24 protein-coding genes are annotated in these 25,540 nt (G+C 60.3%); 9 read left to right on the plus strand and 15 right to left on the minus strand.

Features of this window, described 5'->3' with window-relative positions; translation table 11 throughout:
- The first annotated feature begins 4 nt into the window (after positions 1-4).
- From AO240_RS01770 to AO240_RS01785, 4 genes are read left to right on the plus strand one after another with little or no spacing between them, the layout of a single operon-like run.
- Positions 5-790: a transporter substrate-binding domain-containing protein gene (locus tag AO240_RS01770; protein WP_099234924.1), complete on the plus strand. Its 786-nt coding sequence runs from the start codon at positions 5-7 to the stop codon at positions 788-790.
- A 17-nt stretch (positions 791-807) separates the two neighbouring features.
- Complete coding sequence (locus AO240_RS01775) at positions 808-1,476, plus strand: amino acid ABC transporter permease (RefSeq protein ID WP_099234925.1); 669 nt, start codon at positions 808-810, stop codon at positions 1,474-1,476.
- Positions 1,473-2,123 carry an amino acid ABC transporter permease gene (locus AO240_RS01780; RefSeq protein ID WP_099234926.1) on the plus strand — a complete coding sequence of 217 codons (651 nt, stop codon included), beginning with the start codon at positions 1,473-1,475 and terminating at the stop codon, positions 2,121-2,123. Before AO240_RS01775 ends, AO240_RS01780 begins: the two co-directional genes overlap by 4 nt.
- Positions 2,110-2,847, plus strand: a complete 738-nt coding sequence (locus AO240_RS01785; RefSeq protein ID WP_099234927.1) for an amino acid ABC transporter ATP-binding protein — start codon at positions 2,110-2,112, stop codon at positions 2,845-2,847. Before AO240_RS01780 ends, AO240_RS01785 begins: the two co-directional genes overlap by 14 nt.
- On the opposite strand, the gene AO240_RS01790 is transcribed toward AO240_RS01785, so the two are convergent.
- The 4 genes from AO240_RS01790 to AO240_RS01805 all read right to left on the minus strand — a co-directional run bounded on the left by AO240_RS01790 (position 2,819) and on the right by AO240_RS01805 (position 7,337).
- Positions 2,819-3,370 (minus strand): hypothetical protein, encoded by a 552-nt coding sequence (locus AO240_RS01790; RefSeq protein WP_099234928.1) that lies wholly within the window; start codon positions 3,368-3,370, stop codon positions 2,819-2,821. The two genes, AO240_RS01785 and AO240_RS01790, sit on opposite strands and share 29 nt — an antisense overlap.
- Positions 3,360-5,861 carry a fimbria/pilus outer membrane usher protein gene (locus tag AO240_RS01795; protein WP_099234929.1) on the minus strand — a complete coding sequence of 834 codons (2,502 nt, stop codon included), beginning with the start codon at positions 5,859-5,861 and terminating at the stop codon, positions 3,360-3,362. The genes AO240_RS01790 and AO240_RS01795 overlap by 11 nt, the downstream gene beginning before the upstream one ends.
- Positions 5,862-5,868: 7 nt before the next feature.
- The gene (locus tag AO240_RS01800) at positions 5,869-6,567 is read right to left on the minus strand and encodes a fimbria/pilus chaperone family protein (RefSeq protein WP_371918583.1); all 699 of its coding nucleotides are present in this window, start codon (positions 6,565-6,567) and stop codon (positions 5,869-5,871) included.
- Between the two features lie 122 nt (positions 6,568-6,689).
- On the minus strand, positions 6,690-7,337 hold the full coding sequence (locus tag AO240_RS01805) for a DUF1120 domain-containing protein (protein ID WP_099234931.1): 648 nt from the start codon (positions 7,335-7,337) through the stop codon (positions 6,690-6,692).
- A gap of 481 nt (positions 7,338-7,818) precedes the next feature.
- Here AO240_RS01805 and ppx point away from each other — a divergent pair, with 481 nt between their 5' ends.
- The gene (gene ppx / locus AO240_RS01810) at positions 7,819-9,321 is read left to right on the plus strand and encodes an exopolyphosphatase (protein ID WP_177445760.1); all 1,503 of its coding nucleotides are present in this window, start codon (positions 7,819-7,821) and stop codon (positions 9,319-9,321) included.
- A gap of 77 nt (positions 9,322-9,398) precedes the next feature.
- On the opposite strand, the gene ppk1 is transcribed toward ppx, so the two are convergent.
- On the minus strand, positions 9,399-11,621 hold the full coding sequence (gene ppk1, locus AO240_RS01815; protein WP_058413782.1) for a polyphosphate kinase 1: 2,223 nt from the start codon (positions 11,619-11,621) through the stop codon (positions 9,399-9,401).
- Between the two features lie 18 nt (positions 11,622-11,639).
- Positions 11,640-12,653 carry a porphobilinogen synthase gene (gene hemB, locus AO240_RS01820; protein ID WP_099234933.1) on the minus strand — a complete coding sequence of 338 codons (1,014 nt, stop codon included), beginning with the start codon at positions 12,651-12,653 and terminating at the stop codon, positions 11,640-11,642.
- Between the two features lie 207 nt (positions 12,654-12,860).
- Here hemB and AO240_RS01825 point away from each other — a divergent pair, with 207 nt between their 5' ends.
- Positions 12,861-13,496 carry a DedA family protein gene (locus AO240_RS01825; protein WP_099234934.1) on the plus strand — a complete coding sequence of 212 codons (636 nt, stop codon included), beginning with the start codon at positions 12,861-12,863 and terminating at the stop codon, positions 13,494-13,496.
- Between the two features lie 350 nt (positions 13,497-13,846).
- Complete coding sequence (gene elbB / locus AO240_RS01830) at positions 13,847-14,512, plus strand: isoprenoid biosynthesis glyoxalase ElbB (RefSeq protein ID WP_099234935.1); 666 nt, start codon at positions 13,847-13,849, stop codon at positions 14,510-14,512.
- Positions 14,513-14,550: 38 nt separating this feature from the next.
- Here the strand turns inward: elbB and AO240_RS01835 are convergent, their stop codons facing one another.
- From AO240_RS01835 to AO240_RS01855, 5 genes are all read right to left on the minus strand, one after another.
- Complete coding sequence (locus AO240_RS01835) at positions 14,551-15,006, minus strand: YaiI/YqxD family protein (protein ID WP_099234936.1); 456 nt, start codon at positions 15,004-15,006, stop codon at positions 14,551-14,553.
- Between the two features lie 21 nt (positions 15,007-15,027).
- Entirely contained in the window at positions 15,028-16,923 is a 1,896-nt protein-coding gene (locus tag AO240_RS01840; RefSeq protein WP_099234937.1) for an FTR1 family protein, read from the minus strand.
- A gap of 219 nt (positions 16,924-17,142) precedes the next feature.
- The gene (locus AO240_RS01845; protein ID WP_058413788.1) at positions 17,143-17,775 is read right to left on the minus strand and encodes a LysE family transporter; all 633 of its coding nucleotides are present in this window, start codon (positions 17,773-17,775) and stop codon (positions 17,143-17,145) included.
- A gap of 86 nt (positions 17,776-17,861) precedes the next feature.
- The gene (locus tag AO240_RS01850) at positions 17,862-18,434 is read right to left on the minus strand and encodes a mechanosensitive ion channel family protein (RefSeq protein ID WP_099234938.1); all 573 of its coding nucleotides are present in this window, start codon (positions 18,432-18,434) and stop codon (positions 17,862-17,864) included.
- Positions 18,434-20,344 carry an ATP-binding cassette domain-containing protein gene (locus AO240_RS01855; RefSeq protein ID WP_099234939.1) on the minus strand — a complete coding sequence of 637 codons (1,911 nt, stop codon included), beginning with the start codon at positions 20,342-20,344 and terminating at the stop codon, positions 18,434-18,436. The genes AO240_RS01850 and AO240_RS01855 overlap by 1 nt, the downstream gene beginning before the upstream one ends.
- A gap of 50 nt (positions 20,345-20,394) precedes the next feature.
- On the opposite strand from AO240_RS01855, the gene AO240_RS01860 reads away from it, so the two are divergent.
- Positions 20,395-20,859, plus strand: coding sequence for a TIGR02444 family protein (locus AO240_RS01860; RefSeq protein ID WP_099234940.1), 465 nt, complete (start codon positions 20,395-20,397; stop codon positions 20,857-20,859).
- On the opposite strand, the gene AO240_RS01865 is transcribed toward AO240_RS01860, so the two are convergent.
- A complete protein-coding gene (locus tag AO240_RS01865; protein ID WP_099234941.1) occupies positions 20,856-21,950 on the minus strand; it encodes an AlgP family protein in 1,095 nt (364 codons plus the stop codon). The genes AO240_RS01860 and AO240_RS01865 overlap by 4 nt on opposite strands.
- A 192-nt stretch (positions 21,951-22,142) precedes the next feature.
- Between AO240_RS01865 and AO240_RS01870 the strand changes: the two genes are divergently transcribed.
- A complete protein-coding gene (locus tag AO240_RS01870; protein ID WP_099234942.1) occupies positions 22,143-22,820 on the plus strand; it encodes an FKBP-type peptidyl-prolyl cis-trans isomerase in 678 nt (225 codons plus the stop codon).
- Between the two features lie 54 nt (positions 22,821-22,874).
- Here the strand turns inward: AO240_RS01870 and rsd are convergent, their stop codons facing one another.
- From rsd to AO240_RS01885, 3 genes are all read right to left on the minus strand, one after another.
- Positions 22,875-23,333, minus strand: coding sequence for a sigma D regulator (rsd, locus tag AO240_RS01875; RefSeq protein WP_099234943.1), 459 nt, complete (start codon positions 23,331-23,333; stop codon positions 22,875-22,877).
- A gap of 209 nt (positions 23,334-23,542) precedes the next feature.
- Positions 23,543-24,064 (minus strand): disulfide bond formation protein B, encoded by a 522-nt coding sequence (locus tag AO240_RS01880; protein WP_099234944.1) that lies wholly within the window; start codon positions 24,062-24,064, stop codon positions 23,543-23,545.
- 234 nt (positions 24,065-24,298) lie between these two features.
- The gene (locus tag AO240_RS01885; RefSeq protein WP_099234945.1) at positions 24,299-25,540 is read right to left on the minus strand and encodes a heme biosynthesis protein HemY; all 1,242 of its coding nucleotides are present in this window, start codon (positions 25,538-25,540) and stop codon (positions 24,299-24,301) included.

The raw sequence follows: 25,540 nt of genomic DNA on the forward strand, positions 1-25,540 counted from the left end.
TGCCATGACCAAGCGCTACAGCGCCCTGCTCACTGCCCTGTTTGCCAGCCTGATGCTGAGCCAGGCACCCGCCCAGGCCAATGGTCTGGACGACATCGTCGCCCGTGGCACCCTGAAAGTCGCCGTGCCGCAGGACTTCCCGCCGTTCGGCTCGGTCGGCCCCGACATGAAACCTCGCGGCCTGGACATCGACACCGCCAAGCTGCTGGCCGAGCAGCTCAAGGTCAAGCTGGAGCTGACCCCGGTGAACAGCACCAACCGCATTCCTTTCCTCACCACCGGCAAAGTCGACCTGGTGATTTCCAGCTTGGGCAAAAACCCGGAGCGCGAAAAGGTAATCGATTTTTCCAGGGCCTACGCGCCGTTCTACCTGGCCGTGTTCGGCCCGCCTGATGCGGCCATCAGCACCACCGACGACCTCAAGGGCAAGACCATCAGCGTCACACGCGGCGCCATCGAAGACATTGAGTTGACCGCGGTAGCGCCCAAGGAAGCGACCATCAAACGCTTCGAAGACAACAACTCGACCATCGCAGCTTACCTGGCCGGCCAGGTTGACCTGATTGCCAGCGGCAACGTGGTGATGGTGGCGATCAGCGAACGGAACCCCAAACGCGTACCGGCGCTGAAAGTGAAACTCAAAGACTCTCCGGTGTACGTGGGCGTGAACAAGAACGAGCCGGCGCTGCTTGAGAAGGTCAACCAGATTCTGGTCGCGGCCAAGGCCGATGGCAGCCTGGAAAAGAACGCGATGCAATGGCTCAAAGAGCCGCTGCCTGCCGATCTTTGAAGCGACGGAGTTGATTCATGGCGTATCAATTTGACTTTATGCCGGTGCTGGCCAATACCGACCTGCTGTTGCGCGGCGCTCTGTTTACGCTTGAGCTGACGGCTATCGGCGCGATCCTCGGCGTGGCCCTGGGCATCGTCGGCGCCGTGGTGCGGGCGTGGAAGATCCAGCCGTTCGCCTGGTTCTTCGGCGTGTATGTCGAGTTGATCCGCAACACACCGTTTCTGGTGCAGTTGTTCTTCATCTTCTTCGGCCTGCCGTCCCTGGGCCTTAAAATCACCGAGTGGCAAGCGGCTGTATTGGCGATGGTGATCAACTTGGGGGCTTACTCCACCGAGATCATCCGCGCCGGCATCCAGGCGATTCCTCGCGGCCAACTGGAAGCCGCAGCCGCGCTGGCGATGACGCGTTTCGAGGCGTTCCGCTACGTGGTGTTGCTGCCGGCACTGGGCAAGGTGTGGCCGGCCCTTAGCAGCCAGATCATCATTGTGATGCTCGGCTCGGCAGTGTGTTCGCAAATCGCCACCGAAGAGCTGAGCTTTGCCGCCAACTTTATCCAGTCGCGCAATTTCCGCGCGTTCGAAACCTACGCGCTGACGACCTTGGTGTACCTGTGCATGGCGTTGATGATTCGCCAGTTGCTCAACTGGATCGGCCGCCGATTTGTGATGAGGAACAGCCGATGAGTGATTTTTCGTTCTGGGACATCGTGCGCAACCTCGCTATCGGCCTGCAATGGACGCTGCTGCTGTCGCTGGTGGCGTTTATCGGGGGCGGCATTATTGGTTTGCTGGTGATGACGATGCGCATCAGCCGCAAAGCCTTCCCGCGTAATCTTGCGCGCACTTATATCGAACTGTTCCAGGGCACGCCGCTGTTGATGCAGCTGTTCCTGGTGTTCTTCGGCGTAGCCCTGCTGGGGGTGGATATTTCGCCCTGGCTGGCGGCGGCGATTGCCTTGACGCTGTTTACCAGCGCCTACCTGGCCGAGATCTGGCGCGGCTGCGTCGAGTCCATCGCCCACGGGCAATGGGAAGCCTCGGCCAGCCTGGCGCTCAACTCGCTTGAGCAACTGCGCTACGTGATTTTGCCGCAGGCATTGCGCATTGCGGTGGCGCCGACCGTGGGTTTTTCGGTGCAAGTGGTCAAAGGCACCGCCGTGACCTCGATCATCGGCTTTACCGAACTGACCAAAACCGGCGGCATGCTCGCCAACGCGACCTTCGAGCCCTTCATGGTCTACGGCCTGGTGGCGCTCGGTTACTTCCTGCTCTGCTACCCCTTGTCACTCAGTGCGCGCTATCTGGAAAGGAGACTGCATGCCTCTGCTTAGAATTTCCGCCCTGCATAAGTATTACGGCGATCACCACGTACTCAAGGGCATCGACCTGACCGTTGAAGAAGGCCAGGTGGTGGCGATCATCGGCCGCAGCGGCTCGGGCAAATCCACCTTGCTGCGCACCCTCAACGGCCTGGAATCGATCAACGACGGCGTGATCGAAGTCGACGGCGAGTACCTTGATGCCGCTCGCGCCGACTTGCGCAGCCTGCGGCAGAAAGTCGGCATGGTGTTCCAGCAGTTCAACCTGTTCCCGCACCTGACGGTGGGCGAAAACGTCATGCTCGCCCCCCAAGTGGTGCAGAAAGTGCCCAAGGCCAAAGCCGCACAGCTTGCCAGGCAGATGCTGGAGCGGGTAGGGCTGGGGGAAAAGTTCGACGCGTTCCCGGATCGCCTGTCCGGCGGCCAGCAACAACGGGTGGCAATTGCCCGCGCATTGGCTATGTCGCCCAAGGTGCTGTTGTGCGATGAAATCACCTCGGCCCTCGACCCGGAACTGGTCAATGAAGTGCTCAGCGTGGTGCGCCAACTGGCCAAGGACGGCATGACCCTGATCATGGTGACCCACGAAATGCGCTTCGCCCGCGAGGTCGGCGACAAGTTGGTGTTCATGCATCAGGGCAAGGTGCATGAAGTGGGCGACCCAAAAACATTATTTACCCACCCGAAAACGCCCGAACTCGCCAACTTCATTGGCTCGGTGGAACAGCCGAACTGACCAGTTCGAAACTGCCCAGCCCTTCCAGGCGTGTCTCGCTGCGCACCTCCAGGGCATCGGCGGGCAGGTCGGTATCAATATCGACCTGGGCGGTCAATTGCCGGCCTGTTACCGGCATACCCGCCGCCCGCGCCACCAGGGTTTGGCCGGGCAGCAACTGCCCGCCCACAGGCTCACCGGGCAGGTGCTGCGCCTCCCAAGCGACAGCCCGCCCATCCACTTGGGCGTGTTTGAGGCTCAGCCTGAATCGCCCTTGGCGACCAAATTGAAACCCCTGCCCATCGGCTGCCACACCGATAAAACGCAGGCCGATTGTCGCAGGCTCAGTGCAAAAAACATTCACCTGCAACGAGCGAGTGCCGAGCGCGATGGAGGCCCGTTCAACCAGCGCTTCCTTGCGAATGGCGCCATAGTCGATGCGCGGCTGGCTTACCGATAACCGGCAGTTTTCTGCCTGCGCGTCAGGCGCAGCCAGCACCGCGCACAGCAACGCCAGGGGCAGGCTTGTTAGCCTAACGGCCATGGCACACCGCCGAGGTGGTTTCATAGAATTTGTCATTGTCAGGCTGGCTCTCGGGGTCAATGCGCAACAGGCAGGTGGAAGAGTCCGGCAATGAAACCCGCAGATTTTGCGACTCACTGACGTCGTTGAGAAAAATCATGCCTTCACCCACCACGCTGGTCAGGAACCGATCGCCCTTGCCGAATACGGCGGCGCCCTGAGGCAGCGGCCGACCCTGTTGATCAGTCGCGTTGAGCAGCACACGGCGTACCTTTACAACATCAAACCCCACCGCGTTGAAAGAACCACGGCCCGCAGTCAGCGTCTGTGTACCGTTTTTCAGGTCAACGCGCTTGGGCAAGGACGGGGTTTGCACCTGGACTCGGCTAGGCGTGTAGGCAGGCAGACCGGCGATCACCGCTTGCCCGCTGAAGTCGGTCCACACCGGACCTTGCGGGGTGTCGACTTTTGCAGCGCCGATGTCGCCGACCGAAACAACGCCGAACGTGTCCTGCACGGTGTAAGGCGAGAAGGTCAGCCCACCTGCGTGAGCCACCGCACCACCTTGCAACTGCCCGGTATAGCTGGTGCCCAATGGGTCGCGGCTGACACCCAGGCCTACCCGTGTATAACGTGGCAACAGCCCGAGCTGCCCGCGAAATGATTGGTCCCGGGCATTGAGGTCGCGCTCGACCCCCACTTCGTAATTCACGTAGTCGTTGACGCGTTCACTCAGCGCTGTGCCCGCCGTGAACTGGTCGCCACGGCGGCTGGTGTAACTGGTCACACGCCGATCGCCGCCCAGCGGCACGCTGACCTGCAGCCGCACCGACAGGTCGTTGTCCAGCGCACGCTCACGCTGGCTGCCAACGGGCGTGGTGTCGCGGCGGCTTCGTGTGCCGCCTACTTGCGAATCAGCGATCAACGCAACGTCGGCGCGGCTGAATGACTTGTTCCACGAGGCAAATACGTGTTCGGACGCGCGCCCGTCGAATTGCGAACTGCGCGTATAGCCCAGGGAAAACACGCCCGCCACAGGATCGGCCCAACTCATGCCAGCGGTGTATTGGTTTTTGAAGCGCGAATCCAGTTCGTTGGCGCTGGCTGACCGGCCGGCTTCAGTGACCTCGCGATAACCCAGGGTCTGCGTGGTTGCACTGAGGTTAACCTCGATATCGGCGTATACCGGGCTGCTCACGGACACGCTGCTGCGCGCGCCGGACACCGCGTTTTTACCGTCACGCGAGAGGTTATGACGTGTGCTCACAGAAACCCGCTGGAAAAATACGCTGCTCAGGGTGCCGCCTGCCGACCAATACTCATCGGTGCCCAACAACCCAAACCCCGCAGACGAATCCTGCCCAAGCCCCCAGGTGCCGCTGCCCATGGCAACCACCGGTGACGGCCCCTCCTCGCCGTTATTTTTGCGCAGCTTGCCCGCCGAGAAGTAATAACCCGGCGCCGCCGGTGCCGCGCCTGCAAACGAAGCCGCCGGCACCACGAAACTGCGCCTGGCGCCGCGCACATCAATCACGCTGACTTCAAGGTCACTGGTGCCATTGAGCAACGGCAAACCGGTCAGCCGAAAGGGGCCTTCAGGCACCAACGTGCTGTGGATCAACACGCCGGACTGACGAACTTCAATCCGCGACTGGCTTTGGGCCAGGCCTTCGACCACCGCACTGTTGCCGCCCGCTGAAGCGCGTGATTGACCATCGGGGAAAAACTGCAGGCCCGACAGTTGAACGCCGCCAAACACCGGGTTATTGCTGGAGAGCTGGCCCACCTGGAAAGTCGATTGCAGCGTGGCAATATCACGCTGGGCAAACGCGTACAAATGCTCGGTGCGCGTTTTGCCGTTGTCGGACACATAGAACTGGCGGCTGCGAACGATCCAGTCCTCAAGGTTGAAACCTGCCTCGGTGTAGGCCGAGATATACCGGCTGGGCCCACTGCGCGAGCGGCTGTCAAAACCCAGTACGTCATAATTGAATAACGCCGCCGCTCCGCCCTTGGTAAATTGCCCCGCAGCCCATTGCGGCTCACGCAGCGACTGGGTCGGTACCACCAGCGCCACCTCGTCTGTGCCAGGGCTTAACCTCACACTGGTTGTCGGGAACGCACCCAGAAAATCATGGCAGGCCTGGTCCGGCAAAGCGTCTTCGCGAATGATCGCGCCGGGCTTTACCAGCCCGGCTTTGTCCAGCAGCCCTGCGGTGAAACACAATCGCCCCTCCGGGTCGAACCGTGCATCCACCAGCCCCAACGGGTTTCCATTGACCCGCAACCCGACCACCTGCACACCTTCGCGAAAACGCGCCGCGCTGCGAAAGTACTCGGAAACCTTCGGGTCAATACCAAGGGTTGTCAGTGCCGCAAGGTCGAAGCCCTCACCAAGCTCCAGCGCAGATACGAGACCCGGCAAACTCCATAGCGTCGCAAACCCTATGAGCAACGTGGGGTTGCAGGGCCAGAACGATGCCGTAATGCTGTGACTCGACGGGGTAATCATCAGTCGATCAGCCCTCATCGGTGCTGATCGGTGCCCGGTAGTTATCCACCGAAAACCCATAGACCGTGGCTGGCTGAATCTCGACCTCGGCTACAGCGCCCAAAGGGCGATCAACCTTCACCGTCAACGCCTCACCCGGCAAGATATAGGTACGCGGCAACGTGGCCGGTACGCTTTGTGGCAACAGCCGCACCTCTGGCGCCATGCGCACAACATACGCGCTGTCGTTATGAACCGTGAGACGCTCCCCCGCACGCTTCCACTTCAGCAGTTCCCAAGGCGTGTGATGCCGAGGCAAGCCTTGCGGGTGCAGGATCAGCGGCAGGTTCTGCCGAAGGGTGATGCCGATGGTTGCGCCGCCGGCAGCCCGCGCTTGCGGAATGCCTTCAAAGGACACGCGCTTGAGCCGTTGAGTCTTGAGCGGCGCCTTCAAGGTGCTGATGAAGCGCACCAGTTGTGTGTCGCCCGCCTCTACGCGCGTAATGGGCGGTGTGACAATGACTAACGGTTCCAGGTCCTCGGGTACGTTTTCGATAACCGAATGAAGCAGCGCTGGCCCGGTGTCGGTGTTCTTGATATTAATGGTGGCTTCGCCCTCTTCTTCATAAAGCACTACCACTGTTGTTTCCGGCAGCATGCCATCCGCGCGGGTAACAGCAGTAAAAAAAAGACAAAAACTTGCACAACACACTAACGCGCTGCTTATTATTGAAAACTCACGCACTCATTATTCCTCGTGATCGATGAAGTTCACAACTAAGCGTCAAGCGCCCACAAAAAAACAGCCGACCAGAAACGTTAGTTTCTTGATCGGCCGTTTTCAGTTTTTTAGAGGTAGCTCAATACCAGCGTGGCACGCCCATCAATGGCAACGTCGCGGCTCAAGTCCAGGTCCTGGGCCTTGTTGATCACCGCCTGTACAGCAACAGTGGCAGTCAATTGGGTAATTGAGGCAGGCGCAACCGTGGTGCTATTGCGCCACGAGTATTGGCTGGGCAATTGGGCAACTTTGCCATCGCTGTTCTGCCAGGCGCCGCTGCCAATGCGCATGATGGGCGACAACGTAGTACCCGCCGCTCTGAGGTCCTTAAGGGTAATGGAATAGCCACCGGTACGCCGGGTGCCTACCGTCCCCAGACCAAAATTCTGAGCTTCACTAAAACCTGCGCCAAGCACCCCGGTCACCTTGCTGCCCGCTTGCAGGTCGGTGAAAGTCAGCCCGAACCTGGCTGGCGTGTTGCCGCAATTGACGGACAATGCAGTGCTCAGTTCCTTGCGCGGGTTAAACGCGGTCTGGGACAACTCGCCGGAGCGAATCGTGCCGTAATCGATGATGCCGCTACCCGCCAGGCTGAGGTTACAGGCGGCCGGTGTGATCGTGCCCCTCACCACTAACTGGGCACTGGTGGAGGCTTGCGCACCCATGGCCGCAGCCAAACATGTAATACCGAGAGTCAAGCCGATGATTTTTTTCATGTTGGTCCTGTCACTAAAGTTATCAGGCGTTGTTTATTTGTGTGTTGGCGACTCCATCGCCCCACTGTCTATCATCCCGGACATACACAACGATAAATAAATAACACCCTGGCAAAATTGCCGGGTGCAAGTCTGCCGCTTTGGCACTTCATTAAAGAATCAGACAACACGCCAGTCATTGTGGGAGTAGTAAAAATAAACAGTCGCTCTAACTCAATTACAAGGTAGTCCTTAACAAATAATGAAGGTAACTTGTACTCCATCGCTGTAGGGAAATTCACAACACGAATTTACAACAGTACAGAGTTAAAACTTCCTACACCGGTGAACGCTCTATTCGTCGGCAACTTACAGAACGCGCCTACACTTCCCACAAGATATCCCCATAGAGAGCGTCAGCGAAATTACTGAAGCACTACGCGTTGGCGGCAGCGGTCGATCGTGGCACGATGGTCGGGTTATCGACCGAGACCCCCAAACCATGCCGCAATCCCAAGCCAAGAATCTGTCCCTGATAGCCGCCATCGACCTGGGCTCCAACAGCTTTCACATGGTCGTGGCCAAGGCCCAGAACGGCGAGATCCGCATCCTTGAGCGGCTCGGCGAAAAAGTGCAACTGGCTGCCGGGATCGACGACGAGCGCCAGCTCAACGAAGAATCCATGCAACGCGGGCTCGATTGCCTTAAGCGTTTTGCCCAACTGATTAATGGGATGCCCTTGGGCGCCGTGCGAATCGTCGGCACCAATGCCTTGCGTGAAGCGCGCAACCGTGGCGAATTCATCCGCCGCGCCGAGCAGATCCTCGGGCACCCTGTAGAAGTCATCTCCGGCCGTGAAGAAGCGCGCCTGATCTACCTCGGCGTATCCCACACGTTGGCCGATACCCCCGGCAAACGCCTGGTGGCGGACATCGGCGGCGGCAGTACCGAGTTCATCATCGGCCAGCGCTTCGAACCACTGCTGCGCGAAAGCCTGCAGATGGGTTGCGTCAGTTATACCCAGCGTTATTTCAAGGACGGCAAGATCACTCCGGCACGTTATGCCCAGGCCTACACGGCGGCGCGGCTGGAAATCATGAGTATCGAACACGCCCTGCACCGCCTGACGTGGGATGAAGCCATCGGCTCGTCCGGCACCATTCGCGCCATCGGCCTGGCCTTGAAGGCGGGTGGCCATGGCGCCGGCGAGGTCAACGCCGAAGGCCTCGCGTGGCTCAAGCGCAAGCTGTTCAAGCTGGGCGATGCCGAGAAAGTCGACTTCGACGGCATCAAGCCCGACCGTCGCGCGATTTTCCCGGCCGGCCTGGCGATTCTCGAAGCGATCTTCGACGCCCTCGAACTGCAACGCATGGACCACTGTGATGGCGCCTTGCGCGAGGGCGTACTCTACGACCTGCTCGGCCGTCACCACCACGAAGACGTGCGTGAGCGCACCCTCAGCTCGCTGATGGAGCGTTACCACGTTGACCTGAAACAGGCCGCCCGTGTGGAGCGCAAAGCGCTGCATGCCTTTGACCAGGTGGCCGCAGACTGGGACCTGGAAGACGGCGTGTGGCGCGAGCTGCTCGGCTGGGCCGCCAAGGTGCACGAGGTGGGCCTGGACATCGCCCACTACCATTATCACAAGCACGGCGCTTACCTGATCGAGCACTCGGACCTGGCTGGTTTCTCTCGCGAAGACCAACAGATGCTGGCGTTGCTGGTGCGCGGCCATCGCCGCAACATTCCCAGGGACAAGTTTGCCGACTTCGGCGACGAAGGCATCAAGCTGATTCGCTTGTGCGTGTTGCTGCGCTTTGCGATTTTGTTCCACCACATCCGTGGCACCCAGGAAATGCCCCAAGTGACGCTGCGTGCCAACGGCGACAGCCTCGACGTAGTGTTCCCGAAAGGCTGGCTGGATGAGAACCAACTGACCCAGGCAGACTTCGCCCAGGAAGCCGACTGGCTGACGCGGGTGGGGTTCAGCCTGAACTTGCGTTAAGCCGATCTAAAACACACTGCAAAAAAAATGTGGGAGGGAGCCAGCCCCCTCCCACATTTTTGAGACCCTGCAGGCGTTTAGTTCACCGACAGAATCGGGCTGCCAAGCTTCTCCAGCAAGGTTGCCTGGGCACTGCGCGGGTTCTGGTTGCCGGTCGGCGTGTTGCGCACGTAACGACCGTCCGACTGCAAGCTCCAGCTGTGCGTGTTGTCGGTGAGGTAGCTTTCCAGCTCCTTCTTGACCCGCATGATCAACTTCTTGCCTTCTACCGGGAAGCACGTCTCGACGCGCTTATCGAGGTTGCGCTCCATCCAGTCGGCACTGGAGAGGAACATCTGTTCTTCGCCGCCGTTGAGGAAGTAGAACACCCGCGTGTGTTCCAGGAAGCGGCCGATAATCGAGCGCACGTGGATGTTATGCGAGACCCCGACAATGCCTGGCCGCAAGCAGCACATGCCACGCACCACCAAGTCGATGCGCACGCCGGACTGGCTGGCCTTGTACAGCGCGCGGATGATCTTCGGATCGGTCAGCGAGTTGAACTTGGCGATGATGTGCGCCGGTTTGCCGTCGAGGGCGAACTGGGTCTCGCGGGCAATCATGTCGAGCATGCCCTTCTTCAGGGTAAACGGCGCGTGCAACAGCTTCTTCATGCGCAAGGTCTTGCCCATACCGATCAACTGGCTGAACAACTTGCCGACGTCTTCGCACAAGGCGGCGTCGGACGTCAGCAGGCTGTAGTCGGTGTAGAGCTTGGCGTTGCCGGCGTGATAGTTGCCGGTGCCCAAGTGTGCGTAACGCACGATCTCACCGGCTTCGCGGCGCAGGATCAGCATCATCTTGGCGTGGGTCTTGAAGCCGACCACGCCGTAGATCACCACCGCACCGGCGGCTTGCAGGCGGCTGGCGAGTTGCAGGTTGGACTCTTCATCGAACCGCGCACGCAGCTCAATCACTGCCGTCACTTCCTTGCCGTTACGCGCAGCGTCTACCAGCGCATCGACGATTTCCGAGTTCGCGCCGCTGCGGTACAGGGTCTGGCGTACGGCCAACACGTGCGGGTCCTTGGCAGCCTGGCGCAGCAGGTCGACCACCGGCGTAAACGACTCGAACGGGTGCAGCAGCAGGATGTCCTGCTTGCTCACCACGCTGAAGATGTTCTCGCTGTTTTGCAGCAGTTTCGGGATCTGCGGGGTGAACGGCGTGTATTGCAGCTCCGGGTGGCTGTCCAGGCCGGTAATACTGAACAGGCGCGTCAAGTTCACCGGGCCATTCACCGTGTACAGCTCGCTCTCGCTCAGGTTGAACTGCTTGAGCAGGTAGTCCGACAGGTGTTTGGGGCAGGTGTCCGCCACTTCAAGGCGCACCGCATCGCCGTAACGGCGCGAGAACAGCTCGCCGCGCAGCGCACGGGCCAAGTCTTCGACGTCTTCGGAATCCAGCGCCAGGTCGGCGTTACGGGTCAGGCGGAACTGGTAGCAGCCTTTTACCTTCATGCCCTGGAACAAATCATCGGCGTGCGCGTGGATCATCGACGAAAGGAATACATAGTTGTCGCCAGCACCGCCTACCTCTTCCGGTAACTTGATGATGCGTGGCAACAGGCGCGGTGCCGGGATGATCGCAAGGCCGGAGTCGCGGCCGAAGGCATCAATACCTTCCAGCTCGACGATGAAGTTCAGGCTCTTGTTCACCAGCAGCGGGAACGGGTGCGTCGGGTCGAGGCCGATCGGGGTGATGATTGGCGCGATCTCATCGCGGAAATAGCGGCGCACCCAGGTTTTGATCTTGGTGGTCCATTGGCGCCGACGAATGAAGCGGACCTGATGTTTTTCCAGCTCCGGCAGCAGGATGTCGTTGAGGATCGCGTATTGGCGATCCACATGGCCGTGCACCAGCTCGCTGATACGTGCCAGCGCCTGATGCGGCTGCAGGCCATCGGCCCCGGCTTGCTCGCGGGCAAAGGTAATTTGTTTCTTGAGGCCGGCAACGCGAATCTCGAAGAACTCGTCCAGGTTGCTGGAGAAAATCAGCAGGAATTTCAGCCGTTCCAGCAGCGGATAGGACTCATCCAGTGCCTGTTCCAGCACGCGGATGTTGAATTGCAGTTGTGACAGCTCACGGTGGATGTACAGGCTACTGTCATCCAGGTTGGTGACGGCGGCAACCGGGGCCGGCGCGGGCGCCTCGGCCACCACTACAGGCGGGGCCGGTTCCAGCTCCGGTGGGGTTTCAGTGACTTTTTCCACCACCGGGTGAGCGTCTTTTACGGCAACTTCTGAAAGGCCTTCGGTATTCATCGAGTGTTCCTGTGAGGGCTATTGTTGCTCTCTAAGCAATTGGGCGGCGCGGGCGGCGAAGTAGGTCAGAATGCCATCAGCGCCAGCACGTTTAAAGGCAGTCAGGGATTCGAGGATCACCCCTTCACTCAACCAACCATTCTGGATCGCGGCCATGTGCATGGCGTATTCACCGCTGACCTGATAGACAAAGGTCGGCACTTTGAATTCCTCTTTAACCCGGTAAAGGATGTCCAGGTAGGGCATTCCCGGCTTGACCATCACCATGTCGGCACCTTCGGCCAAGTCGGCAGCCACTTCGTGCAGGGCTTCATGGCTGTTGGCCGGGTCCATCTGGTACGACGCCTTGTTGGCCTTGCCCAGGTTCAGCGCCGAACCGACCGCATCGCGGAACGGGCCGTAGTAGGCGCTGGCGTACTTGGCCGAATAGGCCATGATTCTTACATTAACGTGATCGGCCAGTTCCAACGCTTCGCGAATCGCCTGAATACGACCGTCCATCATGTCCGACGGCGCAACCACTTGTGCACCTGCCGCCGCGTGGGACAACGCCTGCCTGACCAGCGCATCAACAGTAATGTCGTTTTGAACATAGCCTTCTTCGTCAAGAATGCCATCCTGGCCGTGCGTGGTGAACGGGTCCAGCGCCACGTCGGTGATCACACCCAACTCAGGGAAACGCTCACGCAACGCACGGGTAGCGCGCTGGGCGATGCCTTGCGGGTTCCAGGCTTCGGCAGCGTCAAGGGACTTGAGTTCAGGCGGCGTCACCGGAAACAACGCCAGCGCCGGAATGCCCAGCTCAACCCACTTCGCCGCCTCGATCAGCAGCAGATCAATCGTCAAGCGCTCCACACCCGGCATCGACGCTACGGCTTCCCGACGATTTTCGCCGTCCAGCACAAACACCGGCAAAATCAGGTCATTCGTCGTCAATACGTTTTCACGCACCAACCGACGAGAAAAATCATCACGCCGATTGCGCCGCAGACGCGTGGCCGGGAATAGCCGATTGGCAGGGGTAAAGCTCACGACAGACTCCTGAGCCCGCGTTACGGGCGAGCGTTGCAGTTATAAGCGGCCATTATGACGAACGAATGACAGTTGTGCTTATCGACGCAACCTGTAGGCGCATTCGTCATTTCCGTAGGAATTGTTCACTTCGTGACACATCTCGATACTTTCATGAATGTTCGTGAAGGCGTAGGCTGCGCGTTCATTTCGCCAGCACCCTAGACCATGCTTCAACAATTTCTGCATGACTTCGGCTACTTTGCCCTCTTCCTCGGCACGTTCTTCGAAGGCGAGACCATTCTGGTGCTCGCAGGCTTCCTGGCGTTCCGTGGGTACATGGACATCAATTTTGTGGTGGTCGTTGCCTTTTTTGGCAGCTACGCCGGCGACCAGCTGTGGTACTTCCTGGGGCGCAAACACGGCCGCAAATTGTTGGCGCGCAAACCGCGCTGGCAGTTAATGGGCGACAAGGCCCTGGAGCATATCCGCAAGCATCCGGACATCTGGGTGCTGAGCTTCCGGTTCGTCTACGGGTTGCGCACGGTGATGCCCGTGGCGATCGGCTTGTCGGGCTATCCGCCGGTACGCTATCTGATCCTCAACGGTATCGGCGCAGCGGTCTGGGCCGCAGCGCTGGGCACTGCGGCCTACCACTTTGGCGCGGTGCTGGAAGGCATGCTCGGCAGCGTCAAGAAATACGAGCTGTGGGTGCTGGGCGCCTTGTTGCTGTTGGGCTTGGGCCTGTGGTTGCGCCGCCGCTTCAAGAACGCGCGCATTGCCCGCCAGGCCTGCGCGGATGCCAAGGCCCGACTCGCCGCCGAGCCTGCCGCGGTCGAAGCACCCAAAACACCCGTCGAGTAAGCCGGTCTCTGCAGCCGTAGAGACCGACCCTGCAGAGCAGGCGGCCACTCACCGGCGCCGCCAGCCACACCCGTGGCTATTCAGTGCCACGCCCAACGTAACCCGCCCAAACGCCATAAAGCCCTACCCGCGGGCCTGTGCTGTGGTGGGCAACCCCGCGCCGACGCCGAACCGTCAGCCGCAAATAATGAACACCAAGCCATCGTTGCGATCCATGTAAAGAGCGTTCTGTGCAGGGCTGAGCCCGATGTTTTTTGTTACATCAAATTAGGGGTAGTGGCAGCAGATCCCAATGGCAACAAATGACAAATTAGTAGACATTTAACGCCAAGAAATAGGGAGAAATACTCATGAGCAAAAAAATTGCGGTGATCCTTTCCGGCTGTGGCGTGTATGACGGCGCCGAGATCCACGAAAGCGTGATCACGCTGCTGCGCCTGGATCAGCGCGGTGCTCAGGTCCAATGTTTTGCGCCAAATATCGCGCAACTGCACGTGATCAACCACCTCACCGGTGAAGAAATGCCCGAGTCTCGCAACGTGCTGGTCGAGTCGGCACGCATTGCCCGCGGTGATGTGAAGGACATTGCACAGGCCAACGCCGACGCGTTCGATGCGCTGATCGTGCCTGGCGGGTTTGGCGCAGCAAAAAACCTGTCGAACTTTGCCGTCGAAGGCGCCGGTTGCAGCGTCAACCCGCAGGTGCTGGAGCTGGCTGAAGCCTTTGCCGAAGCCGGCAAGCCAGTGGGGCTGATCTGCATCTCCCCGGCGCTGGCCGCGAAAATCTACGGCCCCGGCGTCACCTGCACCATCGGCAACGACGCCGACACCGCCGCCGCGCTCGACAAGATGGGCGCCACCCACCGCGAATGCTCGGTTGAGGATATTGTCGAAGACACGGCACGCAAGCTGGTAAGCACCCCGGCGTATATGGTGGGCAAGAGCATCAGCGAGGTTGCATCAGGCATCAACAAACTCGTAGATCGCGTGTTGGAGCTGACCCACGAGAACGACTGACCCGCGTGATCGGGCCTTCTGTGGCTGATGGCCACAGCTCAGGCCTGGCGCATCAACTTCGTAAGGATTCGGTCCAGGGCATTGGCAAACGCCTGCTTGTCCTTTTCGCTATGCGGCGGTGGCCCGCCGCCCATTTGACCCTGCTCGCGCAGGTCGGTGAACAAGTTACGCACCGCCAGCCGCTCGCTCATGTTCGCCGGGCTGAACTCTTTGCCGCGCGGGTCGAGCGCGGTCACGCCCTTCTTCACCAGCCGGTCAGCCAATGGCACATCGCTGCAGATGACCAACTCACCCGGCACAACGTGCTCTACCAGGTAATCATCTGCCGCGTCCGGGCCGCTGGGCACCACGATCAGCTTCACACAGGCAAAGCTCGGCTTGATCTGGCTTTGCCCCGCCACCAGCACCACCTCGAACTGACGCTTGAGCGCAAACTTCACCACTTGGTCCTTGGCCGCCCGAGGGCAAGCGTCCGCATCGATCCACACGCGCATACACACTCCTCACATCGACGCTTAAGCGGTCACGCGGCGTTTCTCGGCCAGCCGACTGCGGCCATACAGCAGCACAATCGCCAGGATCGCCACGGCCTGCGCACTCAACGAGTACGCATCGGCATGAATGCCCAGCCAGTCGAAGTCAAAGAACGCCACCGGCCGCGTGCCGAAGATGCCCGCCTCCTGCAGTGCCTTGACGCCATGGCCTGCGAACACCACCGACAGCGCGCACAACAGCGCCGCGTTGATGCCGAAGAACAACGCCAGTGGCAGCTTGGCCGAACCCCGCAGGATCACCCACGCAAGGCCCACCAGCAGCACCAACGCCGTGGCGCCACCCGCCAGCACCGCGTTGTGCCCGGCCGGGCCGGCTTGCAGCCACAGTGTTTCGTAGAACAGGATCACCTCGAACAGCTCGCGATACACCGAGAAGAACGCCAGCATCGCAAAACCGAAGCGCCCACCGCCGCCCACCAGGCTGCTCTTGATGTAGTCCTGCCAGGCCGCTGCGTGGCGCCGGTCGTGCATCCACACGCCCAGCCACAGCACCATCACGCTGGCGAACAACGCCGTGCAGCCTTCGAGCAATTCGCGCTGGGCACCGCTGACGTCAATCACATACGCCGCCAGCGCCCACGTCGCCAAGCCGGCCAACAGCGCCAGGCCCCAGCCGACGTTTACACTGCGCACCGCCGATTGCTGGCCGGTGTTACGCAGGAACGCGAGGATCGCCGCCAACACCAGAATCGCTTCCAGGCCTTCGCGCAGCAGAATCAACAGGCCCGAGATGTAGCTCAACGACCAGCTCAGGCCATCACTGCCCAGCAAGCCGGCGGATTCAGTAAGCTTGGCCTTGGCCACGTCCAGGCGCGATTGCACCTGCTCGACCGGCAAGCCGTCCTGCAACGCCTGCCGATAAGCCATCAGGGCTTTCTCGGTGTCCTTGCGTACATTCGCATCCACGTTGTCCAGGGAGCTTTCGACCAGCTCGAAACCTTCCAGATACGCGGCCACCGAGAGGTCGTAGGCCTGTTCGTGATCACCGTTACGGAAGGCTGCGAGGCTCTTGTCCAAGGTGCTGGCGGTGTAGTCGAGCAACTGCGCCGGGCCACGCTTGACCTGCGGCGGTTGCGCGCGCTGGGCGCGGAAGGTCGCAGCAGCGGCGGCGCCGTTTGCAGCCAGTACTTCATTGGGCGTCTGGCGTGCCAGGTCGGCGAGGTTGAAGGGTTGTTCGGTTTTTGCGGCGGCCGGGTCCGCCGTGAAGCTGGCGATGTAGGTGGCCAGGTCCCAGCGCTGACGGTCATCCAATTGGTCGGCGAACGACGGCATATCAGTGCCTTCGACGCCAAGACCAAGGGTGCTGTAGATCGCGTAAAGGCTAAGGCGGTCCATCCGCGCAGCATCGCGCAGGTTGGCGGGCGCTGGCGTCATGCCCATGCTGGCAGGGCCATCACCGGCGCCAGTAGCGCCATGGCACACCGAGCAATGTTGGGCGTAAAGCGGGGCACCACGCGTGGGGTCGGGGGTGATCGCCGGGGCTTGGCTGACTTCATACGCCACCGCCAGCTTGGCGCCCAGTTGGCGAGCTTGGCGGGCCACGGTTGCGCCGTCCTGGCGCGCCGTTACCGCCGCTAACACGTCATCGACGCCCTGGATCAACTCTGCACGTTGCGGCCTTTGCGGCAGTTCAGCCACCAAGCCCTGCAACACGCGGAGAAACTCCAGTTGCTCGCGGTATTCAGTTTCATCGATAACCTTGCCCGCCTCCACCGTCGGCGGGTAGTCAGCGCCAATGTAGTCGAGTAAATGCAGGGCTTGCGGAGCCCCCTCAGCAGTTGCGGCCAGCAGAGTGTTGCTGCACGCCATAAGGGCCGGCAACAGCAACCATGCAAGAAAACGGAACGGCGCAATCATCAATCAATCTCAAGGGGAAATAAGAAGTAACACATTGTTGAACGTTAAGCGAAAAACACCAAGCGAATGTTGAAACGCCGAAACCAATGCGGGAGCGGGCTTGCTCGCGATGCCATCAACCCGGTGTACCCGAAGGTCCGAGGTGTCTGCATCGCGGGCAAGCCCGCTCCCACAAAAAAGCGCTTTTGATCTAGCCCGTAGCGGGCTCCAAATCGAGGCTTATGCCGTTGCGCGGTGCAAGCTGGCGAGAAAACCCGCAGCCCCCACAAACAAGCCTGCAAATGTACGGTTCATGCGCCTTTGCTGCTTGGGCGTGCGCAGCAGGCGCAAGACTTTCGACGCGAGCCCCGTGTAACCGGCCATGACGATCATGTCGACGCAGATCATCGTCGCGCCCAGCATCAGGTATTGGCTCAACAAAGGCGCCTGCGGGTTCACGAACTGCGGCAGCACCGCCAGCATGAACACCAATGCCTTGGGGTTGCTGGCGTTGACCAGAAAACCGCGAAACATCATCGCCAGCGGCTTGCCGATAGGGCGCACCGCTGCGCTGTCGCTCATGTCCATGGGCAGCGCTCGCCATTGCTTGATCGCCAGGTACACCAGGTACGCCACGCCAAACCATTTGATCACATAGAACGCGGTAGAAGACGCCGCCAGAATGGCCCCCAGCCCGCCCGCCACCACGGCAATCTGCATCGCCAGGCCCAATTGCAGGCCAATGGCGTTCCAGTAACCGCGCAGGAAACCGTATTGCAGGCCGCTGGACATCGAAGCGATAGCGCCTGCGCCAGGGGAAAGGGAGATGATCCAACTGGCCAGGAAAAAGGCCAGCCATGTGTCGAGAGCCATTACACACCTCAGGGGGAAGTCAGCGGTTATGCCTAAAGCTAACTCCGCCGACCAAAGGCTGGCTATCTATTTTTTGGCCGTAAAGGCTAGCGATCGCCGGGGAACACGTGAGTGCCCGGCCAACGCCTTACCGAACGCTGGAAGAACAGGCTATTGGGCACTTGCACCATCGCGCTGTCGGTGCCGGCGTCTGCCACTTCAATCAACGTGGTGTAGAGCAGGTTAATCGCGACTACGCGGCCTTTTACGCCGGGTTTGTCGACGGTGTCCACCAGCTCGACGATGTCACCGAGGCGAAACGGCCCGACGGTGAAGATCAGGATGGCGCACAGCAGGTTGGACAGCACCGACCACATGGCGAAAAACGCCACGGCGGCAACTGCGACAAACCCCGACAGCGCCGTCCATAACACCGTGGCCGATACGCCAAGGCGGCCCAGCACGAAGATCAGCGCGCTGCCCATGATCAGCCAGCGCAAGCCGCCGCGCAGGGGCATCAGCAGTTGCGGAGGGAACGGGTAGCGCTCACCCAGGCGATTCAGGCCTTTGGCGACGAAACGCTGGGCGAAGTACCCGGCCAACAGGATCAGCAGGATTTGCACGCTGACCCACAAAGGCTCGACCCATTGGGTCGGCAACGGCAGTTGCAGCGCTTCCATCAGGACAGCGCCTCCAGCTCCGCTTGCAGGGTTTCCAGCAACTCGAGGGCCTCCATCCAGGTTTCCTCCAATTGCCCTTCACGCACCTTGAGCCTGGCCTGTTCGGCCAGCAGGTCGCGCAGTTCGTCCTTGCGCGCGGCCTCGTACACGGCGCTGTCGCCCAGGCTGGTTTCGATCTTGGCCAAGCGCTCATGCAGCTTGCCCAGCTCGGCTTCCAGCTTGTCGGCTTCACGCTTGTGCGGCGCCAACTGCTGGCGCAGTGCGGCGGCGGCCTGGCGCTGGGCTTTTTTGTCGGTTTTGTCCGGGTTGACCGGGGTGTTGCTGGTCGGTGCATTACGCAGGCGGTAATCCGTCAGCCAGCGGGCGTAGTCGTCGAGGTCACCGTCGAACTCTTCGACCTTGCCGTCGGCCACCAGCAGGAAGTTGTCGGTCGTGCTCTTGAGCAAGTGGCGATCGTGAGACACCACCAGTACCGCGCCGCTGAACTCCTGCAGGGCCATGGTCAGCGCCAGGCGCATTTCCAGGTCCAGGTGGTTGGTCGGTTCGTCGAGCAACAGCAGGTTCGGCCGGTCCCAAGCGATCAACGCCAAAGCCAGGCGGGCTTTTTCACCGCCCGAGAAATTCAACACCGGCTCATCGATGCGCGCACCACGGAAGTCAAAACCGCCGAGGAAGTCGCGCAGTACCTGTTCACGTTCGGTCGGCGCCAAGCGTTGCAGGTGCAGCAGCGGGCTCGCTTTGGAATCAAGCGAATCCAACTGATGCTGGGCAAAGTAGCCCACCACCAGGTTTTCGCCACGGGTCAGGCGGCCAGCCAGCGGTTGCAATTCGCCCGAGAGGTTCTTGATCAGCGTCGACTTGCCCGCGCCGTTAGGCCCGAGCAAACCGATGCGTGCGCCCGGCGTGAGCTGCAGCTTGACCTTCTCCAGGATGGTTTTTTCGCCATAACCGAGGCGTGCATCCGAGAGGTCCAGCAGCGGGCTGGAGATTTTTACCGACTCGCGGAATACAAAGTCGAACGGCGAATCAACATGGGCCGCCGACAGTTCTTCCATGCGCTCCAGGGCTTTGATCCGGCTCTGGGCCTGGCGCGCCTTGGTGGCCTGGGCCTTGAACCGGGCGATGTAGCTTTCCATGTGCGCACGCTGCGCTTGCTGCTTCTCGAACGCTTGCTGTTGCTGGGCCAGACGCTCGGCGCGCGCGCGCTCGAAGGCGGTGTAGCCGCCACGGTAAAGGGTGATTTTCTTCTGTTCAACGTGGGCGATGTTATCGACCACTGCGTCGAGAAAATCCCGGTCGTGGGAAATCAGCAGCAACGTGCCGGGGTAGCTCTTGAGGAAGTCTTCCAGCCACAGGATCGCATCGAGGTCCAAGTGGTTGGTCGGTTCGTCGAGCAGCAACAGGTCGGAGGGGCACATCAGCGCCTGCGCCAGATTCAGGCGCATGCGCCAGCCGCCGGAGAAGTCGGCGACCGGGCGGTCCATCTGTTCGTTGGTAAAACCAAGGCCGGCAAGCATTTTGCGCGCACGCGCGTCGGCGGTGTAGCCGTCGGCACTGTCGAGTTCCGAGTGCAGGCGGGCTTGGGCGGCACCGTCCTGGGCGTTCTCGGCCTCGGCCAGGTCACGTTGTACCTGGCGCAAACGCAGGTCGCCGTCGAGCACGTAGTCGACCGCAATGCGGTCCAGCGTGTCGATCTCCTGGCGCATATGCGCGATGCGCCAGTCGGCAGGCAGCAAGCAGTCCCCGGAATCCGGGGTCAGCTCACCCAGCAACAAGGCGAACAACGTGGATTTACCGGCGCCATTGGCACCGATCAGGCCGGCTTTGTGACCGGCGTGCAGGGTCAGCTCGGCGTCTTCAAGAAGACGTTGCGGGCCACGCTGTAATGTTAGGCTTTGAAGTCGGATCATAATGGCGGCGGAGTCTACCAGCTTCGTTGGCCGCTGGCTTGGGTGTGAATATGTGCGCTGACCTGTGGAGCTTTGCCCTTTCGACTTACGCCCGCCCGGGCGTCGAGGCTGCTTGCCTGCGCCTGCAGGAAAACGGCGCGAATGTGTGCCTGTTGCTGTGTGGCGCGTGGCTGGAGCATCGAGGGGTGGCGCCCACAGCCGAGCGCATGCACGCGCTTAAACAGCTCGCCGAGCCTTGGCAGGCAGGTGTAGTCGAACCCTTGCGGCAGGTACGCATGCAATGGCGGGCAATGGCGCAGCAGGATGAACAATTGGCGACGTTACGCGAGCGGGTCAAAGCCCTGGAGCTGGACGCCGAGCGAGCGTTGTTAGCGCGACTGGAGGTCGTGGCGCAGGCATGGCCGACAGGTGAGTCGAAGGGGCAACACAGATGGCTCGAAGGCTTGGCGGCCGAAGCCGCCAACCTTCACCACGACGCGCTGCTGTCGCTGCGCGTCGTGACCACCAGCACTTAGGAAGCGCTGGTTGGGGTAGTGCTTGGCGCTGCCGGTGCTGGCGTGGTGCTAGCCGGCGCAGTTGCAGCGGTGGACGCTGCGGGGGTAGTTGGCTTGGCGGCGGCTGGCTGGGCAGCTGGTTTTGCAGCAGCAGGCTTGGCGACTGGTTTGGCAGCAACGGTTTTAGCAACTGGCTTCGCGGCTGGCTTGGTAGGAGCGGCTTTGGCAACTGGCTTGGCAGCGGCGGTTTTAGCAGCTGGCTTGGCGGCTGGTTTGGCAGCAGCGGATTTAGCAACTGGCTTCGCGGCTGGCTTGGCAGCAGCGGTTTTGGCAGCTGGCTTGGCGGCTGGTTTGGCAGCAGCGGTTTTAGCAACTGGCTTGGCGGCTGGCTTGGCAGCAGCAGTTTTGGCAGCTGGCTTGGCGGCTGGTTTGGCAGCAGTGGTTTTAGCAACTGGCTTCGCGGCTGGCTTGGCAGCAGCAGTTTTGGCAGCTGGCTTGGCGGCTGGTTTGGTAGCAGCGGTTTTGGCAGCTGGCTTGGCGGCCGGTTTGGCGGCCGGTTTGGCAGCAGCGGTTTTAGCCACTGGCTTGGCGGCTGGCTTTGCAGCAGCGGTTTTAGCAACTGGCTTCGCGGCTGGTTTGGCAGCAGCGGTTTTAGCTGCAGGCTTGGCCGCAGTTTTTGCAACAGCCTTCGGCGCAGTAGCTTTTGCCGGCGTACGAGCGCCCAACGCTTTAGTCACGGCTTCCTTCACACGACCAACGCCCTGAGCCAGTTTCAGGCTTTCCTGAGCATCGCGTTTGAGTTGGGAAATGTAGGTGCGGGTTTCAGCTTGACGATCTTTAAGAGCATCCAGCAGGTCTTCAAGTTCTTTGACCGCGTCTTTGGCTTTGGCTTGTGCCTTGGCCTTGCCGGCTGTGGCGGCGTCTTGCAGTTTGGTGCGGGACTTGTGCAGTTTTTCTTGCGCTTTACCGCGTTGTTTTTCCAGTTTGGCGAGCAGTTTTTCTGCATCGGCCAACGCTTGGGAACACGCGCTTTCCAGGTGTTCGAGCAAGCTGCCCGACAGTTGTTGGAGTAAGTGCAACGGGGTATTTACAGGCTTCTGTTTGGCCGACATGGTTTACCTCCTGGCTGACGTGGGTGCGGCTCATACTAGCCCTCTGCTCTTACCGCCGCTAGGGCATGTTGACAGTATCGTTTGCCTTGCGTTGCACCTTCACAAAATTCTTATTGTTATAACGAAAAACCACGGCACTTTTTGCGTACTCACACTGGCATAATCCGTCGCACTTTCGGCGGGAGAATGCAGATGTCGCGTTACCTTTTTCTAACACTTGGTTTGGCGATTTGCACAGCCAATGCAGGCGAGCAATCGCCGCCCAAAACTACTGCCCAAGACTCGCACGACCTCGCGTACAGCCTGGGCGCAAGTCTCGGTGAACGCTTGCGCCAAGAGGTTCCCGACCTGCAGATTCAAGCCTTGGTCGACGGCCTCAAGCAAGCCTATCAAGGCAAGCCACTGGCGCTGGACAACGCACGTATCCAACAGATACTGACCCAACACGAAGCGCAGAACGCGGCCGACGCTCAAGCGCCGCAAAGTGAAAAAGCACTCGCTGCCGAACAGCAATTTTTAACCAGGGAAAAAGCCGCAGTTGGCGTGCGTGAGTTGCCGGAGGGCATTCTGCTCACCGAACTGACGCCCGGCAGCGGTAACAAGCCATCGGCCAGTGATGAGGTGCAGGTGAAATACGTGGGGCGGTTGCCCGATGGAACGGTATTCGATCAGAGCGCGCAGCCTCAGTGGTTTCGCTTGGGCAGCGTGATCAATGGTTGGAACATTGCCCTGCAACAGATGCCGGTAGGCGCGAAATGGCGCTTGGTGATTCCATCCGCACAGGCCTATGGCGCCGACGGCGCGGGTGAGCTGATCCCGCCGTATACACCGCTGGTGTTCGAGATCGAACTGCTCGGCACTCGCCACTGAGCGAATAAAAAACGGTGCGCAATGCGCACCGTTTTTTAGTTACCGCAGCGCCAATCAGACTAAAGCGTCGGCTTGTTCGTTGTGGGCGTTATGCAGCACTTCGATCAGGCAGTCTTCCAGTTCGAAACGCTCATGCAGCAACCCACCCAGCTCTTTGAATTTTTCTGCAACACACTGGCCGGCATCACACAAATCGGTGAACGCCAGCAACTTCTCGGTGATGACATCAATGCGCGGGTAAATGGTTTCAGCCAGGTCCAGACCACGCTGATCGTCAAAGGCTTCGGCCTCTTTGGTCAGTTGTTCGTAGACGCCGAAATGGCCAGCAGACACGTAGTCCACCAACACACCACAGAAATCCTGCAACGATTCGCCACTCTCAGCCAGCGCCTCGGGCTCGGCGCCGAGCGCATCAAACGCGCGAACCAGCTCGTGACGTGCCTTCAGCCAGCTGTCGATCAGCTTGTGCACCCCACCCCAGCGTTCCTGAGCATTCTGACAACTTTCCAACATGATGTTCTCTCTTCCCTATAGGGGCGTTGCTGCCCTTTGCTCGCGCAACACTTCAAGGATAAAGCAGCGGGCGACCGAGGCCGCGAATGGCAAACGGATTCAATAATGCGTGCGGGCCAGATTATGCCCGCATGACTGTGGCTTCAAGGTACGCAGGAGAGAAAGTTCATACAAGTGTTTAATCCCTCTCGACGTACCGTGAATCGCTTTTACTGCTGCGCATGCTTCAAACGGCGGCTCAATAACAGCCGCGAAAACTGCATGACGCCGAGGAACAGCATCGCCAGGAAGAACAACAAGCTCCACTCGGGAAGGCTCAGATCAAGCAGCGTCCAGTTGATCTCCACGCAATCAACCGTGCCTTTGACCGTCGATTTCAAGGCTTGCCACAACGACAGGTTTTCAATCATGTAGTGCAGGCTTGGCCAGCAAGCATTGGCCTGCTCCGGCGCGGCATTTTGTAGCAGCACCTGGCGCACGGCGGTGATCGCGCCGAACAACGCACACCCCATGCTGGCCGCGCCGTAGAGATAGGCGCCGAAGCGTTTCGGGCTATGGATCGCACCGACCAGGTTGATCAGGGTGAAGGCCGCCAGAAAAATGCGCTGTACCTGGCAAAGGAAACAAGGCCGTAGCAGTGCGCCGTATTCAAGATAAAAAGACGCACCCAACGTCAGCGCACCGGCCAGGAACGCCAGGAGAAACAAGGAGCGTGAAGGGGCCAAAGACATTGTTATCCGTACCGCAAGAGATAGACCATTACGGTAGAGGAAAGGCCTTACCCCTTTCAATACGCGTTAAGGCAGACAATTCCTATAGAGCATAGGGATATGCCGTCAGAGCCTGGATGACTTCAAGCAACTGGCGGTAGGAATTTACTACCAAGCGCTCTACACCGAGCATTTGCAGCGTGCCGAGAGGCTGACCTCAGAAGTATCCGGGACAACCCTAGGCGCTTTCCTACGTTAAACCCGAGCAGGCACAGGTAACGGTGACGCCAGCAAACGACTGTCAAGAAGGCCCAGGCCTTCCTGGAACAGTTGGTTGCTGCGCTCGGTATCACCCAACTGCGCCAGCAGACGCGCCAGCTCAGCACAGGCTTCAGGATTACGCTGCACCCGCAGGCTGCTTTCCAAGTAATCCCGCGACTTGCCCCACAAACTGTTTTGCAGACACAGGCGGCCCAGGGTCAGCAGCAGGCTGGCATCACCGGGATGGTCCTTGAGCCAGCCTTCGGCGAATTTCAACTGCCGGGCCGGGTCAGCGCCGCGCAGCAAACCATAGAGCCGGATCAGATGGCTGTCATAGCCCCGCTTGATCGCGCCGCGCAACACTTCCTCAGCCTTGGCATCGGCGCCGAGCCGACGCAGTTGCTCAGCGTAAGCCACCACCAACTGCGGCTCTTGGCGCTGGGCCGAAGTCAGTTGCTCCCAAGCGCGCTCCAGAGATTGCAAACCCGCTTCGCCTTGCGCTTCATGGTGCGCGGCCAGGCCCAGGTTTTCACCCCAGGCGCGACGCTCAAGTTCGGCCAGCTCGGCGCCTGGAATCACTTTGTCTTTGCGCAACTCCGGCAACAACCGAATCACCGACGACCAATCACCACGCTGCTGATGCAGGCGCTGCAACTGGCGCAACACCTGCGGGTTACGCGGATGACGTTCGTGCATGGCCTGCAAGGTCACCAGCGCACCGTCAGTATCGCCACGGTCCATCTGCAATTGCGCATGGCTCAAGGCGATTGCCAGTTCGGCCTGTGGCTGACGCTCCAGAGCGCGTTCCAACAGACCGTCAGACTCGGCGTAGCGGCCCTGCTCGTTGGCCGCACGCGCAGCCCCGAGGTAGTACAGCAACGGGTGGCGTTCGGCCTCTGCGGCGCGATGCAAGTGACGTTCGGCACTCGCCCAGCGGCCTTCGGCAAGGTCCATCTGGCCCTGCTCAATCGCAATTTGCACACGACGGCTGCGGTTGCGCCGCGACCACGGGTTGACCACGCCACCGGAGGTGGTGAGCAAACTCAGCAACACACGAACCAGGTAGATCGCCAGGCCAATGGCAAACAGCCCCAACAGCGAGGCCCACAGGCTAGACTCGTAATTGAGCACATGGGGATAGGTAATCAGCACGTAGCCGGTGTGTTTCGAAATGCCCACGGCCAATGCCAGGGTGATCGCAATCACCAGCACCAGGATCACATAGAAACGCTTCAT

This window comes from Pseudomonas sp. ICMP 460, assembly GCF_002723595.1.
Lineage (GTDB): Bacteria > Pseudomonadota > Gammaproteobacteria > Pseudomonadales > Pseudomonadaceae > Aquipseudomonas > Aquipseudomonas kitaguniensis.

What these genes read in the sequence shown, in the direction of transcription:
- AO240_RS01770 (WP_099234924.1), top strand. Translation starts at nt 5, where the DNA reads ATGACCAAGCGCTACAGCGCCCTGCTCACTGCCCTGTTTGCCAGCCTG.
- AO240_RS01775 (WP_099234925.1), top strand. Translation starts at nt 808, where the DNA reads ATGGCGTATCAATTTGACTTTATGCCGGTGCTGGCCAATACCGACCTG.
- AO240_RS01780 (WP_099234926.1), top strand. Translation starts at nt 1,473, where the DNA reads ATGAGTGATTTTTCGTTCTGGGACATCGTGCGCAACCTCGCTATCGGC.
- AO240_RS01785 (WP_099234927.1), top strand. Translation starts at nt 2,110, where the DNA reads ATGCCTCTGCTTAGAATTTCCGCCCTGCATAAGTATTACGGCGATCAC.
- AO240_RS01790 (WP_099234928.1), bottom strand. Translation starts at nt 3,370, where the DNA reads ATGGCCGTTAGGCTAACAAGCCTGCCCCTGGCGTTGCTGTGCGCGGTG.
- AO240_RS01795 (WP_099234929.1), bottom strand. Translation starts at nt 5,861, where the DNA reads ATGATTACCCCGTCGAGTCACAGCATTACGGCATCGTTCTGGCCCTGC.
- AO240_RS01805 (WP_099234931.1), bottom strand. Translation starts at nt 7,337, where the DNA reads ATGAAAAAAATCATCGGCTTGACTCTCGGTATTACATGTTTGGCTGCG.
- ppx (WP_177445760.1), top strand. Translation starts at nt 7,819, where the DNA reads ATGCCGCAATCCCAAGCCAAGAATCTGTCCCTGATAGCCGCCATCGAC.
- ppk1 (WP_058413782.1), bottom strand. Translation starts at nt 11,621, where the DNA reads ATGAATACCGAAGGCCTTTCAGAAGTTGCCGTAAAAGACGCTCACCCG.
- AO240_RS01825 (WP_099234934.1), top strand. Translation starts at nt 12,861, where the DNA reads ATGCTTCAACAATTTCTGCATGACTTCGGCTACTTTGCCCTCTTCCTC.
- elbB (WP_099234935.1), top strand. Translation starts at nt 13,847, where the DNA reads ATGAGCAAAAAAATTGCGGTGATCCTTTCCGGCTGTGGCGTGTATGAC.
- AO240_RS01835 (WP_099234936.1), bottom strand. Translation starts at nt 15,006, where the DNA reads ATGCGCGTGTGGATCGATGCGGACGCTTGCCCTCGGGCGGCCAAGGAC.
- AO240_RS01840 (WP_099234937.1), bottom strand. Translation starts at nt 16,923, where the DNA reads ATGATTGCGCCGTTCCGTTTTCTTGCATGGTTGCTGTTGCCGGCCCTT.
- AO240_RS01845 (WP_058413788.1), bottom strand. Translation starts at nt 17,775, where the DNA reads ATGGCTCTCGACACATGGCTGGCCTTTTTCCTGGCCAGTTGGATCATC.
- AO240_RS01850 (WP_099234938.1), bottom strand. Translation starts at nt 18,434, where the DNA reads ATGGAAGCGCTGCAACTGCCGTTGCCGACCCAATGGGTCGAGCCTTTG.
- AO240_RS01855 (WP_099234939.1), bottom strand. Translation starts at nt 20,344, where the DNA reads ATGATCCGACTTCAAAGCCTAACATTACAGCGTGGCCCGCAACGTCTT.
- AO240_RS01860 (WP_099234940.1), top strand. Translation starts at nt 20,395, where the DNA reads ATGTGCGCTGACCTGTGGAGCTTTGCCCTTTCGACTTACGCCCGCCCG.
- AO240_RS01865 (WP_099234941.1), bottom strand. Translation starts at nt 21,950, where the DNA reads ATGTCGGCCAAACAGAAGCCTGTAAATACCCCGTTGCACTTACTCCAA.
- AO240_RS01870 (WP_099234942.1), top strand. Translation starts at nt 22,143, where the DNA reads ATGTCGCGTTACCTTTTTCTAACACTTGGTTTGGCGATTTGCACAGCC.
- rsd (WP_099234943.1), bottom strand. Translation starts at nt 23,333, where the DNA reads ATGTTGGAAAGTTGTCAGAATGCTCAGGAACGCTGGGGTGGGGTGCAC.
- AO240_RS01880 (WP_099234944.1), bottom strand. Translation starts at nt 24,064, where the DNA reads ATGTCTTTGGCCCCTTCACGCTCCTTGTTTCTCCTGGCGTTCCTGGCC.
- AO240_RS01885 (WP_099234945.1), bottom strand. Translation starts at nt 25,540, where the DNA reads ATGAAGCGTTTCTATGTGATCCTGGTGCTGGTGATTGCGATCACCCTG.